Annotated in this window: 10 protein-coding genes; 8 read left to right on the top strand and 2 right to left on the bottom strand. The window is 46.5% G+C overall.

The genetic code is table 11. The features are described 5' to 3' along the window. Positions 1–110: 110 nt before the first annotated feature. The 7 genes from Q0V21_RS14840 to Q0V21_RS14810 all read left to right on the top strand — a co-directional run bounded on the left by Q0V21_RS14840 (position 111) and on the right by Q0V21_RS14810 (position 10,114). Positions 111–1,115: a LacI family DNA-binding transcriptional regulator gene (locus Q0V21_RS14840; RefSeq protein ID WP_024629063.1), complete on the top strand. Its 1,005-nt coding sequence runs from the start codon at positions 111–113 to the stop codon at positions 1,113–1,115. Between the two features lie 241 nt (positions 1,116–1,356). Further along, positions 1,357–2,973, top strand: coding sequence for a response regulator (locus Q0V21_RS14835; protein WP_301879511.1), 1,617 nt, complete (start codon positions 1,357–1,359; stop codon positions 2,971–2,973). 11 nt (positions 2,974–2,984) lie between these two features. After that, complete coding sequence (locus Q0V21_RS14830) at positions 2,985–4,733, top strand: sensor histidine kinase (RefSeq protein ID WP_367620526.1); 1,749 nt, start codon at positions 2,985–2,987, stop codon at positions 4,731–4,733. Positions 4,734–4,872: 139 nt separating this feature from the next. Then, positions 4,873–6,534: an ABC transporter substrate-binding protein gene (locus Q0V21_RS14825; RefSeq protein WP_301879560.1), complete on the top strand. Its 1,662-nt coding sequence runs from the start codon at positions 4,873–4,875 to the stop codon at positions 6,532–6,534. A 303-nt stretch (positions 6,535–6,837) separates the two neighbouring features. After that, on the top strand, positions 6,838–9,309 hold the full coding sequence (locus tag Q0V21_RS14820; RefSeq protein WP_301879510.1) for a bifunctional diguanylate cyclase/phosphodiesterase: 2,472 nt from the start codon (positions 6,838–6,840) through the stop codon (positions 9,307–9,309). Between the two features lie 289 nt (positions 9,310–9,598). Next, complete coding sequence (locus tag Q0V21_RS14815; protein ID WP_301879509.1) at positions 9,599–9,832, top strand: hypothetical protein; 234 nt, start codon at positions 9,599–9,601, stop codon at positions 9,830–9,832. Positions 9,833–9,835: 3 nt separating this feature from the next. Continuing rightward, positions 9,836–10,114 (top strand): type II toxin-antitoxin system RelE/ParE family toxin, encoded by a 279-nt coding sequence (locus Q0V21_RS14810; protein WP_301879508.1) that lies wholly within the window; start codon positions 9,836–9,838, stop codon positions 10,112–10,114. 105 nt (positions 10,115–10,219) lie between these two features. Here Q0V21_RS14810 and Q0V21_RS14805 read toward each other — a convergent pair whose 3' ends face one another. Beyond that, positions 10,220–11,659, bottom strand: coding sequence for a SpoVR family protein (locus Q0V21_RS14805; RefSeq protein ID WP_079346011.1), 1,440 nt, complete (start codon positions 11,657–11,659; stop codon positions 10,220–10,222). Then, a complete protein-coding gene (gene yhbH, locus Q0V21_RS14800; RefSeq protein ID WP_094936710.1) occupies positions 11,656–12,822 on the bottom strand; it encodes a sporulation protein YhbH in 1,167 nt (388 codons plus the stop codon). The genes Q0V21_RS14805 and yhbH overlap by 4 nt, the downstream gene beginning before the upstream one ends. 262 nt (positions 12,823–13,084) lie before the next feature. Here yhbH and Q0V21_RS14795 point away from each other — a divergent pair, with 262 nt between their 5' ends. Then, entirely contained in the window at positions 13,085–14,425 is a 1,341-nt protein-coding gene (locus Q0V21_RS14795; RefSeq protein ID WP_094936709.1) for an MFS transporter, read from the top strand. The last annotated feature ends 65 nt before the right edge of the window (positions 14,426–14,490 follow it).

Here is a 14,490-nt window from a genome sequence, read left to right as displayed (position 1 = left end):
GCTGTGATACCGTTTCTGGCTGTTTTAAGCTATAATGGGTAGACAAACCTGCCGATGTTATAGTGAATGCAGCCGGAGACAGGGGATTCGAAAGAGGTTGAGGTGATCAGGTGGCTTCTATCCATGATGTGGCCAAAGAGGCGGGCGTATCTGTTGCAACCGTTTCCAAAGTGCTGAACGATTATCCCGATGTAAGTGACAAAACTCGCAAAAAAGTCAATATAGCCATCGAACTATTGAAATATCAACCGAATGTGGTTGCACGTGGACTTGTAAAACGCCGTTCTTGGACGGTAGGTGTATTATTGACGGTCCCTTTTACCAATCCGTTTGTATCAGAGTTGCTTGAAGGCATCAAAACAGCGCTTGAAAACAGCGGATACGATCTTGTTCGGTTATCTACACGTTTTGATGATCCGACGTACTCGTTTATCAAACATTGCCGCAGCCGAAATGTGGATGGCGTTGTTGTTTTCGGGGAAGGAAGAGACAATAAGAGTATTCAGGAATTGGTCACAGCGGAGATTCCGACGATGTTTATTGATACCGACTTGTTTGGCAAGCGGGCAGGATACATAACGACGGATAATGCAAATGCCATTGCCATGAGTGTGAAGCATTTGCATGAACTGGGTCACCAGAAAATTGCTTATATTTCAGGTACACTCGGACCTGCCGTAGCCAACCTTCGACTGGATGGATATCGGGAAGGATTGCGTGTCTGCGGTATTCCATATTCAACGGTGTATCTGGAGGTCTGTGACTATTCTTTCGATGGTGGCAGTAAGGCAGCTCGCCGATTGCTTGCATTGAAGGACCAGCCTACGGGAATTGTGTGTGCTTCAGACATGTCTGCTTTTGGTGCAATTCACGAAATTGAGAAGCATGGTTTACGGGTGCCGGAGGATGTATCGGTTGTCGGTTTTGATAACACTTATTATGCGGAAGTGTTCAAACCGGGGTTAACCACGATCAATCAAAACATTCATTCCATTGGGATCAAATCAATTGAATATCTGATCGCCATGATTGAGAATCCTGCATATACTCCACCAGTCATTACGGAGCCATCCAATCTGGTGATCCGTCAAACGACTGCACCTGTGAACGGGTAAAAGTCCTGAAACCAGCACAGCCTATGGGCTGTGCTTTTTTTGGTATCCTATTTCATACTAAGAAATAACGGATATCAGAAGCTTGTTGTGCATAGCTGGCAGGAAAAGCTGTTGACTTTTTGCAACACAGACCTTAACAATAAAAGGCAGAATAATACAAAAATTAATGTAATCGCTTTCTTTTTTTTGCTGATGAATAGAAGAACACTCCAATTGTCATTCAATGGGAAGGGTGATGGGCATGCATCGGGTACTGCTGGTTGATGACGAAGTATACGCACGCAAAGGACTTCGAAAACTGATTCGCTGGGAAGCATGCGGGTTCGAAGTGGCTGGAGAGGCGAATGATGGGGATGAAGCTTGGATCAAGATCGAACAGCTGCAACCCGATGTTGTCATTACGGACATACGCATGCCGGAGACGGATGGACTGGAACTAATCCGGCGCACGGTTGAGCGTGATGAGCAGGTTCTAACCAAGGGCAAACTGCCCTATTTTATCATCGTGAGCGGATATAATGATTTTGCTTACGCCCAGCAGGCCGTAAGGTACGGGGTACAGGATTATATTTTGAAGCCAATTGATGAGATTGAACTGGAAGGCACTTTACGCAAGCTGGCGGAGGAGTTGAATCGACGCAAACATGCTGAACAAACCAGACGTGAGCAGGAATATGCCAGATTACTTAATCAGTTTATCTATGGCGAATCGGATGCGGAAACGGTTAAACAGTGGACTGAACTGACGGATACACGGGCTGGCGACGCCCTGGCATATCTGCTGTTTGAGAATAACACGCCACATTTCCGGGCTTCGGATACGGTTCAAGAGGAGGGGCCAGGAGGCGGGAAGGGAGAGAATTTTGTTCGGATTGTGCAGTCTGTTCTTGGGAAGATGTATGAAAATAGCTTGTATTTGCATGTAAAAGAGCACGGTGAACGTGTAGGATTTCTGTTAACTGCGGAACATCTACGTCCCTATTCAATGAATCTTCAAGCGGTTGCTGGGCAAATGCAATCTTGCTTCGCCGAAATGAACCACGAATTTGTAAGCATATATATCGGGAAGGTTTGTTATGAACCTTTACTCATTGGACATGCCTATCAGACTGCACTGAAGGCGGTTTCCTATAAATTTATTTCAGAGAATAGCGGGATCGTCCTGTATGATGACATGCAACATGAGCCTGTACAGTGGGTGCATACCAATCATGAAAAGGAACAGGAGCTCCTGACACTTATGGAGGAACAACGTGTTCAGGCGTTGGAGCATGCAGTGAGTGAATGGTTCACCGGCATGAGAGCGGCTAATTACGCTCCTGTTGCAGTGACTTCGGCGATCCACCAACTGATCTCGGCTGTACTATCGATTCTGAAATCGGCTGAAGCGAATGTGAAAGAGATACCTTCGTTCAAACCAATTCTGGCATGGCAAGCGGAGCGGGGAACATTGGCTGAGGCCAGGCAGCTGTTGACGGTGTTCATGCTGGATTCAGCGCGGAAGCTGGCGGAACAGCGTCAGTATAATCACAGAGGTGCCATGACAAAAATCAAAAATTATATTGAAGCCAACTACAGCAGCAATATCAGTTTGAGAAGTATTGCCTCCGAATTTTACATGAATCCGGTCTATTTGGGGCAACGCTTCCGCAAGGTGTATGGGGTGTATTTCAACGACTTCCTGCTTCAGCTTCGGATGGAGGAAGCCAAGAAGCTGCTGCGTCAGACGGATATGCGAGTATATGAAATCGCCGAGAGGGTTGGGTTCGGAAGCAGTGACTATTTCGCGACTCAATTTGAGAAAACGGAATCATGTTCTCCTACGGAATATCGAAATCGCATCCTGGAAGAAGGGTAGGAGATGACGTTTTGAAGCTCAACTTTTTTAATAATATCCGCTTACGCGATAAAATGCTCATCTTATATCTCTTCTTTGTACTCGTTCCCGTTATCCTGACTAATGTTATTTTCTATCAGGTGACTATAGCGAACGTAAAATCCCAGCGAATGGCTGACCTCTCCAAAGGAATGGAACAGATTCGAAGTCAATTTATGGGGGAAATTCGCAATGCGGCCGATTTTTCCTCAAGCTTTTATACGGACAGTATATTAAATAAGATGCTGGATGTGGTTTACACCAATCCGGTTCAATATATCGAAGCCTACGATTCCTATCTTCGCAAAATCCTGAATACCTATTACTCTGGCTACCGCTCGCTCCAAGGATTGACGATATATGTGGATAACGAAAGTGTACTGCCTTCCGGGGGAGTTGAGTTTCTGACCGAAGAGGTTCGACAGTCCGAGCCATACAGGATGCTGGCAAACAGTGAACACTCCGCACCCATTCTGATGAGATCCGGTCCTGAAGGGAATCGGCAGACGTTCAGTATTTTACGCAAACTTAATTATTATGAAGCTCTGCCCGGATGGAAGGAAAAGTTCGTACGACTGGATCTGAAGCCGTCGACGATTCGCCAGATTTTCACCAACCTTAACGTACAGGGCAACCTCTATCTGATTAATCCGGCTGGACAAATAGATTACTCGACGGATTCTGGTATCCCATGGACGAGTCAACTCGTGAATTATAGCGATGTCATGGATCAACTAACTAAGAAAGAGTTTGAAATAGCCTATTCTTTGTCCGGTGAAATGGAGGGTTGGAAAATCAACGGGGTGTTCGATGAATCTGAGATTTACAAGGAATTGGGCAAATCCAGTCACCTCGTCGTTGTACTGGCCTGTATTAATCTGATTCTGCCGACCTGGATCATTATCTGGATGACACGCACAATCCACGTGAGGCTGGCACGAATATTGAAACACATGGAAAAAGTGAAGCATCAGCGATTTGAACCGATCAGACAGCCGGAATCGACGGACGAGATTGGGCAGCTGACAGCCGAATTCAATCGGATGACAATGACAATCCATCGTTTGATTAACGACGTCTACGTGGCAGATATTCAACATAAAAATTTGGAGTTACAGCGGCGGCATGCCCAATTAAATGCATTGCAGAGTCAGATTAATCCACACTTTTTGTTCAACGCGCTGGAGACCATCCGCATGCGCAGTCTTATGAAAGATGAGGATGAGACGGCACGGATTATTTATCATATGGCTAAAATTTTTCGAAATGCCCTAACCTGGAACCAGGATAAAGTCAGCATACGGGAAGAGTTGGAGTATGTAACCTGCTTTCTTGAAATCCAGCAATATCGTTTTGGTCACAAGCTGAATTATACGATTGATCTGGACCCAGAGGCTGCGGAATGTTCCATTCCCAAGATGACATTGCTGCCTTTTGTTGAAAATGCCAGCATTCATGGTATCGAACCACTGAAGGAAGGTGGAGAGATTCGACTTCGTATTCGGCGAATAGGTACAGAACTGATCTGTGTGGTGGAGGATTCCGGGGCAGGTATGACAGAGGACAAAAGAAAGCAGCTGCTCTCTTACGTGGAAACGGAAGACTCAATGGGTGATCGCGTAGGTGTACAGAATGTCATTTATCGTCTGAAGCTGGTCTACGAGAGCCGATTCCATATTCAAATCGATAGCGCTCCCAGGGAAGGTACGCGTGTGGAAATGGGTTTACCGCTTGAAGAATAACAAAACCCGGCAAAGCATCAAACATTCTAAGGCAAAAAACTATAGTTTATCCGGTAAACAAAGCTTGTCTTCAACCTTATAATAAAAGTGCTTACATTAGTGTGGGGAGAAAGAGGGTGCGTACTTATTGGTTAACCACATGCTGAAGCGCTGGCTGCCGGCAGTATTAGTTTTAACCATGGTGACGGCGTGTTCCTGGGGAGGAAGTGAGATTAAATCGGAAGCGGGAGCAGGGGGAGACGGTAAAGAAAGCACAGAGAAAGTCACTTTCACGTATTTTAAAGCAGGTTCCGGCAAGGACATCAACACAAACGAAACTACAATCGGCAAAAAGCTGGAGGAACAAACCGGAGTTAATTTCAAAATTGAATACCTTGTTGGGGATATTGATACCAAAATCGGGACGATGATTGCGAGCAACAAGTACCCGGATGTGATGGTACCGGATGGGGCTATTGACAAAATCGTGGATGCGGGTGCATTTATTCCACTCAACGATCTGATCGATCAGTATGGCCCTAATATAAAGCGGGTGTACGAGCCGTACTATAATCTGATGAAAGCAGAAGACGGCAGCATTTATTTTTTGCCTATGAGCGCAGTGGTTGGAGACTATCTGCCTAATCCGAATGTGGATCAAGGAGCCTTCTGGGTACAGCGTCGTGTATTGAAGGAGGCTGGATATCCAAAGATCACTACGCTGGATGAATATATGGATCTGATTAAACAATACGCTGACAAGCACAAAAATGAAGGATTAACTGGATTTCTGTCACTGACGTATGATGATAAATTTTTTACAATTACCAACCCGGCCATGCATCTTGCAGGCTATCCGAATGATGGAGCCATCATGGTGGATATGCAGACACAGGAAGCCAGGGACTATGGGCTGACCGAAGAGACCAAACGCTGGATGCAGAAGCTCAATGAAATGAATTCATTGGGACTGTTCGATAAGTCCTCCTTTGTCGACAACTATGACCAGTATCTTGCGAAAGTGACCAGTGGAAAAGTGCTTGGATTCTTTGATTATGCCTGGCAGGTAGGGCAGGAAATGAACCATTTGAAGGAAACGGGCAACGACGATTTGCGTTATATGGCACTGCCTATTGTATACGACGCAAATACCAAGGATCAGTATACTGATCCGCCAAGCTTTGTAAATAACCGTGGGATTGGTATAACCGTAAGCGCGGAAGATCCAGTCCGTATTATCCAATTTTTCGATAACCTGTTAACGGATGCGAATCAGATTCTGTCCAATTGGGGGATCGAAGGACAGACCTACGAAGTGGATGACAAGGGGCGGTTTAGGCGCTCACCAGAAATGATTCGGAAAACTGATTCAGATGAGTTTCGCGAATCGTTCGGATTCAAATATTTTGAGTACAGCTGGCCGCGTTACGGTAATGGTTCGACTCTGTCTGACGGTAATTCTGTCGGTGTAGAACGACAACCCGAAGTTGCCCAGTTCTCCTATACGGATGGAGATAAGCTCATTCTGGAAAAGTATGATGTGGCGACGTTCTCCCAGCTGTTCGCTGCGCCGGAAGAACGTCCATGGTACCCGGCTTGGAGCATTGCTTTTGATCAAGGCTCACCAGCCCATATCTATGGGCAGAAACGCACGGAGTTGCAAAAGAAATATGTGCCCAAACTGGTCCTCTCCAGTCCAGCTGACTTTAACAAGGTCTGGGATGAATATGTGAAGGAATTCAACAAGCTTGATGTGAAGGGCTACGAGCAGACGATGACCGACGAAGTTCGCAAGAAGGCGGAACGGGTCCAAGGTGAATAAGGTAGGCGAGGAAAGGGTGGAAAGGGGGGGAATAAACGCCTCCAAGGCGCATGGTGAATGGGAATTTGAGGATTTTAAACATTCATTTTATCTGGAAAAAAGTGTTGATTTTCAAGGCTAGGACGTTTAGACTAAATACAACAATATTAACGGGTTTGAGATGTATGACTTTGGCTTTACAACAAGTCGGTGGTCACGAGACAAATGATGTGGAGGGAGTGCCTGTCATCCAGACAGCGCACTCGCTTCTTTTTTACATTTTGCATACATACAAGGCATTTCCCGGTTGAAAGGACAGAGTGAGTGGATCACCTACATGGAACGTACAACTTAGAACTGGTTATTTTATCTTACATTATTGCAGCGTTGGCTTCTTATGCAGCGCTTGACCTTGCGGGTCGGGTAAGTCTGGCTAAAGGTATGTCCCGAAATGTCTGGCTTACCTGCGGGGCATTCTCCATGGGTTTGGGAATCTGGTCCATGCATTTTGTGGGCATGCTCGCTTTTGTTCTTCCCATGCATGTGTCGTATTCCACAGGCGAGGTCTTTCTATCCGTTCTGCTTGCCATCGTTGCATCTGGTGTAGCGTTAAATATTGCGGGTCAGCAATCAGGTAAAATAAGCAAGCTCCTGATCGCAGGATTGCTCATGACCGCAGGTATTGGCAGCATGCATTATGTCGGAATGGCTGCCATGTCGGTTCCAATTATGTATGATCCAAGCAGGGTGGTGTTATCCATCCTGATCGCAGCTTTAGCTTCATTTGCTGCCTTATGGCTCATGTTTTTCTTTCGGCAGCATCAGTCACGTTATACTTGGGTTTACAAGGTGGGCAGCGGACTCATTATGGGGTTGGGCATCTCGGGAATGCATTATACGGGGATGTCAGCCGCGCAATTTCATCATGCACATGACGCAATGGCAGGATCGGGTATGCAGATTGAGCCTTCACTTCTCGCATACCTCATTGCAGCGGGTACTTTTATTGCCTTGGGGCTGACCTTGTTCGGTATCTTTATTAATCAGCGTTTATCTCAGAAGGATCGCCGGATTCTCGAAAATGAACAGTGGTATCAGGCTCTGTACGAAAACCATTCAGACGCTATTATTTCAGTGGATACGCATGGGGCAATCAAAGGGATTAATGTTGCAGTCACACGAATTACAGGGTACCAGGAGAGAGAGATCATTCATCGTTCTATTAATGAGATTGCTCAGCACGTTGATATTCATTGGACAAGTGAAATGCAGCATGTGGTGTGGGATGATGATAGCCGTGAGCAGCAGCATTTCATGGGGAAAATGAAGAACGTTCAGGGGAATCTCCTTGACCTAAGTATTGCTGTAGTACCTGTACTGATTGATGGTAAACATCAGGGAAGCCACATTCTGATCAAAGATGTTACCGAGGAGAAACAGGCTCAGGAAAGCATCCGCCATCAGGCTCTGCATGATCCGTTGACCGGGCTCCCAAACCGTCGCAAGCTGGATGAGGTGTTGGAGAGCACGATTGCAACTTCTGAGGCAACAGGAGACTCATTTGCAGTTATGGTGATGGACATCGACCGTTTCAAAATGATTAATGACTCCCTGGGACATTCCATTGGAGATGTGTTTCTTAGAGAAGTGAGCGGCAGAATTATGCGTGCAATCCAGGATTCAGACCCAAAAGCGATGGAGAATGTCATGCTTGCTCGTATGGGAGGCGATGAATTCACACTCGTTGTTACGAATGAGCAGGGAACGGAGGAACGGGTGGCGGAGTTGGCAGAACGAATTGTTCGAGCGATTCAGCTGCCTTATCGATTGAAGGAAAATGACTTTTACGTTACAGCAAGCATCGGGATCGCGATGTATCCATACCATGGAACAGGAGCGGATGCGTTATTGAAGCATGCCGACTCCGCTATGTATGAAGTCAAGAAAAACGGCAAAAACGGTTTTCAGTTTTACACTGCCCAACTGGATTCGGAGCTGTATGAACGAATTGAACTGGAAGGGTATCTGCGCAAAGCACTGGAGCGGGATGAGCTGGTCCTGTATTACCAACCCCAGATTCGTACAGAAGACAGCCGCATGATCGGCGTAGAGGCTTTAATTCGCTGGAATCATCCGGAGAAGGGCGTTCTGGCCCCGAATGTGTTCATTCCACTGGCAGAGGAGACAGGCTTGATCTATGAGATTGGAAACTGGACACTGCGTGAAGCTTGCAGACAGATGAAGCTTTGGCATGCGAGTGGCGGACCTCTCATTCCGGTATCCGTTAACTTGTCTAGTCAGCAGTTTCATCAATCCAACCTGGTGGAGCAGGTCAAAAATGCCCTCACGGAGACAGGGCTTGATGCCCGTTATCTTGAATTGGAAATTACAGAGAGCATGATGATGGATGCGTCCGTGTCTACAGGTATTCTGAATGAACTTACAGCGCTTGGGGTCAAAATCAGCCTGGATGATTTTGGGACAGGATATAGCTCACTGAGTTATTTGAAACATTTCCCAATTCACAAACTGAAGATTGATCGTTCATTCGTAACGGATATTACGGAGAGCCGAAGTGACCAGGCCATTGTGGCCACGATTATATCGATGGCTCAGAATCTGAAGATGGAAGTGATTGCGGAAGGGATCGAGACGAAGGGACAGTTGGATATTCTGATGCAAAATGATTGCCGTGAGATTCAGGGATATTATTTCAGCCGTCCATTGCCAGCAAGCGAAGTGGAGCATGACTTTTTTGTACCATTGCGACTGCAGGGAGCTCCTTCAATTCTGTAAGTTACTGCAATGCCAAGCGGCAAGTCCCCGCCATATGCCAGGGACTTGCCGCTTTTTGTGTTCTTATAGTTTCGGATCATTATGTGAAAATACAAGCAAATTCCGCATAGACAGATGGGAATGGAAGTTAGTTCCGTTAGCGGTTATTTAGCTTCTTACTGACAACAGAAAAGTGGATTGAAATGCTGAAGCGTTGGAGATGATGGGATGCAACACGGTTGTATGCTATAATTCAGATTAAGGTTCTCATCAGCAGGTATAGCGATATCATCGAAGGAGGTTGCAAGGGATGAATTTTAGTCTGAAAGCTCCTGATGGCACTGTCATTGAATCATATGAGAAAGATCATAAGGAATTCATTCGTATTGCCGGCTTGGAATATGAAGTGTATAACCCGGTGGATGAGCTGGATTCCGATACGGAAATAAGACAAATGATTGAAGCATCCGAGAAAGACATCGAGCAGGGCAAGCTGTATTCGACAGATGACCTGATTGAACTGGTGAAGCGTGGTGAGCTGTAATTGATGGTTCAATGGACCGCAACGGCGATGAACCGACTTCGCCAGATCAAGAGTGAACATTTTACAGACCAAGAAACGATGGAATACAAAATTAATCTTATTCAGCGAGTGGAACAGAAGGCGGTCACCATGGGCACATTGATGCCGTCCCGTGAGTACCGCAATACATATTACTGTATCGTGGATCGATACGTTGTATCTTACAAAGTGTTGGACAAAGGTGAGCGTTATGTGATTACTTCATTTAAGCACGGTGCCATGAAGCGCAATTTTAAATATTGATTTTAACTCGTTGCTAATCATCACTGATTTGTAAACTAATATTCATAAAAAATGCCAAGCGGCAAGTCCCCGCCATATGCCAGGGACTTGCCGCTTTTTGTATTCTTATGATAAGAACTTGCGGTGGTGCTTCTTGCCATCATATGTGAACCAGATCGGCTTATCTTCAACCCGTGTTTCCACATGGACGGTACGTCCCCAGAGGCGGTACAGATAAGGAAGGGTCCGTTCCATATATTTCAGATCCAGCTCGATGCCCTCATATTGATGCTTGAGCACGAGTTCGCCTGTTCGCAGGTAATCGGCGTCCTGAACGACCAGGTATGGAGAACCACCATTGACGCGTGAAAATACAAGCTGATCCCGTATGTTTTGCCAGGACTTGTCGGTAATTTTCCAGTCCGGGCCTTTTTTCTCAAATACATAGAGGTCAAGGTCTTCGGTTAATTGCTTGGTCATGTAATTGCGGATAAATGAGGTGTCGGAATCGAATTCACGAACCTCAAACATTTTGGCCCGACCCTGCCCCGGTTGACGTCCAAAACGTTCTCTTTCTTCCCGGGAAGGGTTATCCCAGCGACGTTCAATATCCTCGAATATTTTCAGCCCTAAATAGTAGGGATTCAAACTTTGCTTGGATGGCTGCACGACAGAAGAGTTCAGTTTGGCAAATTCAATCGTATCCTCACTGTTCAGGTCCAGTTCCCGTATAATGCGTTGATGCCAGTAGGAGGCCCAGCCTTCATTCATAATCTTGGTTTCCATCTGCGGCCAGAAATAGAGCATTTCCTCACGCATCATACTCATGATATCCCGCTGCCAATCCGTCAACACTTCGGAAAATTCCTGGATAAACCACATAATATCCTTTTCCGGTTCTGGGGGGAAGTGATGTACTTGTATGCCCTCTACAGGTTTTTCCTCGGTCTGGATATCATCAAGGGACCACAGGTCATCATAGCGACCTTCCGGCCTTGGCTTTTTTTCCCCGCGCTGCTCCCGCATTTTCATCTCCATATAGCGTTGTTTGTCCAAATGGCGGGGTTTGATCAACTGTGGATCGACATGTTCCTGAATGGCTATAACGGCATCAATGAACGCTTCAACAGCCTCTGTACCATATTCCATCTCATAGTTGCTGATCCGGTCAGCAGTTGCTGCCATACTCTCCACCATATTGCGATTCGACTTGGAGAACCGAGCGTTGTTTTTGAAAAAATCACAGTGCGCCAGCACATGTGCGACAATCAGCTTGTTCTGGATCAGGGAATTGCCATCCAGCAGGAAAGCATAACAAGGGTTGGAATTGATTACGAGCTCATAAATCTTACTGAGTCCAAAATCATACTGCATCTTCATTTTATGAAAAGTCTTCCCGAAGCTCCAGTGACTGAACCGGGTCGGCATACCATACGCTCCAAAGGTATAGATGATATCGGCAGGGCATATTTCATAACGCATCGGATAATAATCCAGTCCGAATCCATTGGCAATTTCCATAATCTCGGCAATGGCGTATTCAAGGTCGCGGATTTCATCAGTCATCCTACGCTGCCTCCTTCCCGTTTCTGGAAAAAGCTGCGCAAAGCTTTGTACACTTCGCCTTTTTCTTTGATTACATAATACATAAACTGGTCGATCTTGATATGACGATAGGCAGACATGAGTGTGCTGCTGCGGTTGTACTGATTCACCTCGCCATACCCAAACATGTTGCTGCGTTTCATCAGTTCTCCAATCAGTTTGACACACCGCTCATTATCCGAGGTCAGGTTATCCCCATCCGAGAAGTGGAAAGGGTAGATGTTGTAGCTGGAAGGCGGGTAACGGCTATCAATAATTTCCAATGCCTTCATATATACAGAGGAGCAGATAGTGCCTCCACTTTCGCCGCGCGTGAAAAATTCCTCCTCGGTCACTTCCTTGGCTTCGGTATGATGGGCGAGGAAAACAATTTCGACCTTCTCATACTGACGACGGAGGAAACGGGTCATCCAGAAGAAAAAGCTGCGTGCGCAATACTTCTCAAAGGAACCCATCGATCCGGAAGTATCCATCATGGCGATGATGACCGCATTGGATTGTGGAATGATTTTATCCTCCCACGTTTTGTAACGCAGATCATCCGGACTGATATGGTGAATACCCGGATTGCCGGTCGTGGCGTTGCGGCGCAAGTTCTCCAATATGGTACGTTTCTTGTCAATATTGGACTGCATGCCTTTTTTTCGAATATCGTTGAATACAACGGTATGTGTCTCAATCTGATCTTTGTCTTTCTGCTTGAGATCCGGAAGCTCCAGTTCCGAGAAAAGCATATCTTCCAATTCTTCGATGCTCACCTCAGCTTCAACGATGTCATGCCCAGGCTGATCTCCGGCTTTTTCACCTTTGCCTGGCTTCTTCGAAGCGGGATCACGTCCGATGACATCTCCGACCTGACTGTCACCGTCTCCCTGGCCCACATGTTTTTGCTTTTGGTAGTTATACACAAAACGGTACTCATCCAGACTGCGGATTGGTACCTTGATGATTTGTTGTCCATCGGACATAATGATATTTTCTTCGGTAATCAAATCAGGCAGATTCTGCTTGATGACATCTTTAACCTTTTGCTGATGGCGTTGCTGGTCCTGGTACCCTTTGCGGTGAAGCGACCAATCTTCCCGGGATACGACGAACGAGTAAGGCTGGTGTGAATTTGACATGTAGGCACCCCCCATTGATTACGCGGCACAGTTTGGCCTGTCGGTAATTAAGTATATTCACGGGCGGGGATGATATGTGATGCGTGAGTAGATAAAATGATACAATTGCGCGAGTTTCCCTTCCGGGATCAGCTAAAAATGCACAGATCGCCCGGAACTTTTTTACAGAAACGGTGAACAAGTGTGAAGAACTTCCTTTACAATAGTGACAGGTGTTTACTTAACATCCTTTTGAGGGATGTGTGCAAAGGAAGGATACCATTTGGATAAACGGGCAATTAAGGCATGGATTACGTATGATTGGGCCAACTCGGCCTATGCGACGACGGTACTTGCAGCGGTTCTTCCCGTCTTCTATGCTTCTGTGGCTGCTGCTACGCTGGATGCAGATACCGCAGCATCTTATCTAGCGTATACCCATTCCATCGGCATGTTATGTGTAGCCCTGTTAACCCCTTTGCTGGGGACCTTGGCGGATTTATCGGGACGTAAGGGGGACTTTCTAAGGGTATTCTCCATCATTGGCATTATCGCAACGCTTGGATTCAGCATCATTGGAGAGGGAGACTGGCTGCTTGCTTCTGCTCTGCTGGTCATTTCGACCATCGGTTTTGCGGGTGGCAACACGTTCTATGATGCGATGCTGCCTGATCTGGTATCAGCTGAGCGAAGAGAGATGGTGTCCTCCAAAGGGTATGCTTATGGATACATTGGTGGAGGGCTGTTGCTTGCGGTCAATATGCTGATGATTCAACAGCCTGGCTGGTTTGGGATGGGAAGTACGCTTGCTGGAACGAGGCTTGCTTTTATCTCGGTAGCGTTGTGGTGGCTGGTGTTCTCCATTCCATTATTTCGCCATGCCCCACGTCGGCCTGCATCGCCAGAATTGCCCAAGTCATGGAAAGGCTATGCTGGTGTGGGCGTACGCAGACTTCGCCAAACGTTTCGCCAGATACGGCGTTTTCCCCAGTTGATGCGTATGCTGGTTGCTTTCTGGTTTTTCAATGATGGCATTAACACGATTATCCTGATGGCGACCATTTACGGTACAAGCATTGGGATCGGCACAGCCGATCTGATGTTGGCCTTGTTACTGACCCAGTTTATCGGGTTTCCTTGCACTTTGCTATTGGGGGCATGGGCACAGCGTTGGGGTGCGAAGCAGGTGTTGATGGTCAGCTTGTCCATTTACATATGCATCGTAATTTTGGGATATTTCATGACGTCAGCCATGCATTTCTATCTGCTCGCCGGACTGGTTGGCGTAGTTCAGGGCGTAAGCCAATCGACGGCACGTTCCTTGTTCAGCAATTTGATGCCTGCAGGCAGAACAGGAGAGTATTTTGGTTTTGTTAATATTACAGGCAAATTCTCTTCGATTTTTGGGCCGTTTGTATTCGGTTGGGTGGGTCAATTAACAGGGTCAACCCGCTGGGGAATCCTGTCTCTGATTTTCTTTTTCGCTGCTGGGATTGCTGTGTTATTAACGGTTAAGGTGCAGCAGGGCATGTCGGATGCAATACAGGCCAATCAGGAAGAAGAGCAAGGCTGGATGCATCATCCGATTTCAGCGAAAGGGTCGGAGGCAAGATCGACTGGATGAGTGGTTAACGATGTGGTATAGCTAATCTTTTATTATTAATAATAGTGCTCTGTGGGCCTGTTTAT

The organism is Paenibacillus sp. 11B, from assembly GCF_030487755.1.
Taxonomy (GTDB): Bacteria; Bacillota; Bacilli; order Paenibacillales; family Paenibacillaceae; genus Paenibacillus; species Paenibacillus vandeheii.
Note: the sequence above shows the minus strand (reverse complement) of the source record. Positions and strands in the feature narration are given on the sequence as shown.

What these genes read in the sequence shown, in the direction of transcription:
- Q0V21_RS14835 (WP_301879511.1), top strand. Translation starts at nt 1,357, where the DNA reads ATGCATCGGGTACTGCTGGTTGATGACGAAGTATACGCACGCAAAGGA.
- Q0V21_RS14825 (WP_301879560.1), top strand. Translation starts at nt 4,873, where the DNA reads ATGCTGAAGCGCTGGCTGCCGGCAGTATTAGTTTTAACCATGGTGACG.
- Q0V21_RS14815 (WP_301879509.1), top strand. Translation starts at nt 9,599, where the DNA reads ATGAATTTTAGTCTGAAAGCTCCTGATGGCACTGTCATTGAATCATAT.
- Q0V21_RS14810 (WP_301879508.1), top strand. Translation starts at nt 9,836, where the DNA reads ATGGTTCAATGGACCGCAACGGCGATGAACCGACTTCGCCAGATCAAG.
- Q0V21_RS14805 (WP_079346011.1), bottom strand. Translation starts at nt 11,659, where the DNA reads ATGACTGATGAAATCCGCGACCTTGAATACGCCATTGCCGAGATTATG.
- yhbH (WP_094936710.1), bottom strand. Translation starts at nt 12,822, where the DNA reads ATGTCAAATTCACACCAGCCTTACTCGTTCGTCGTATCCCGGGAAGAT.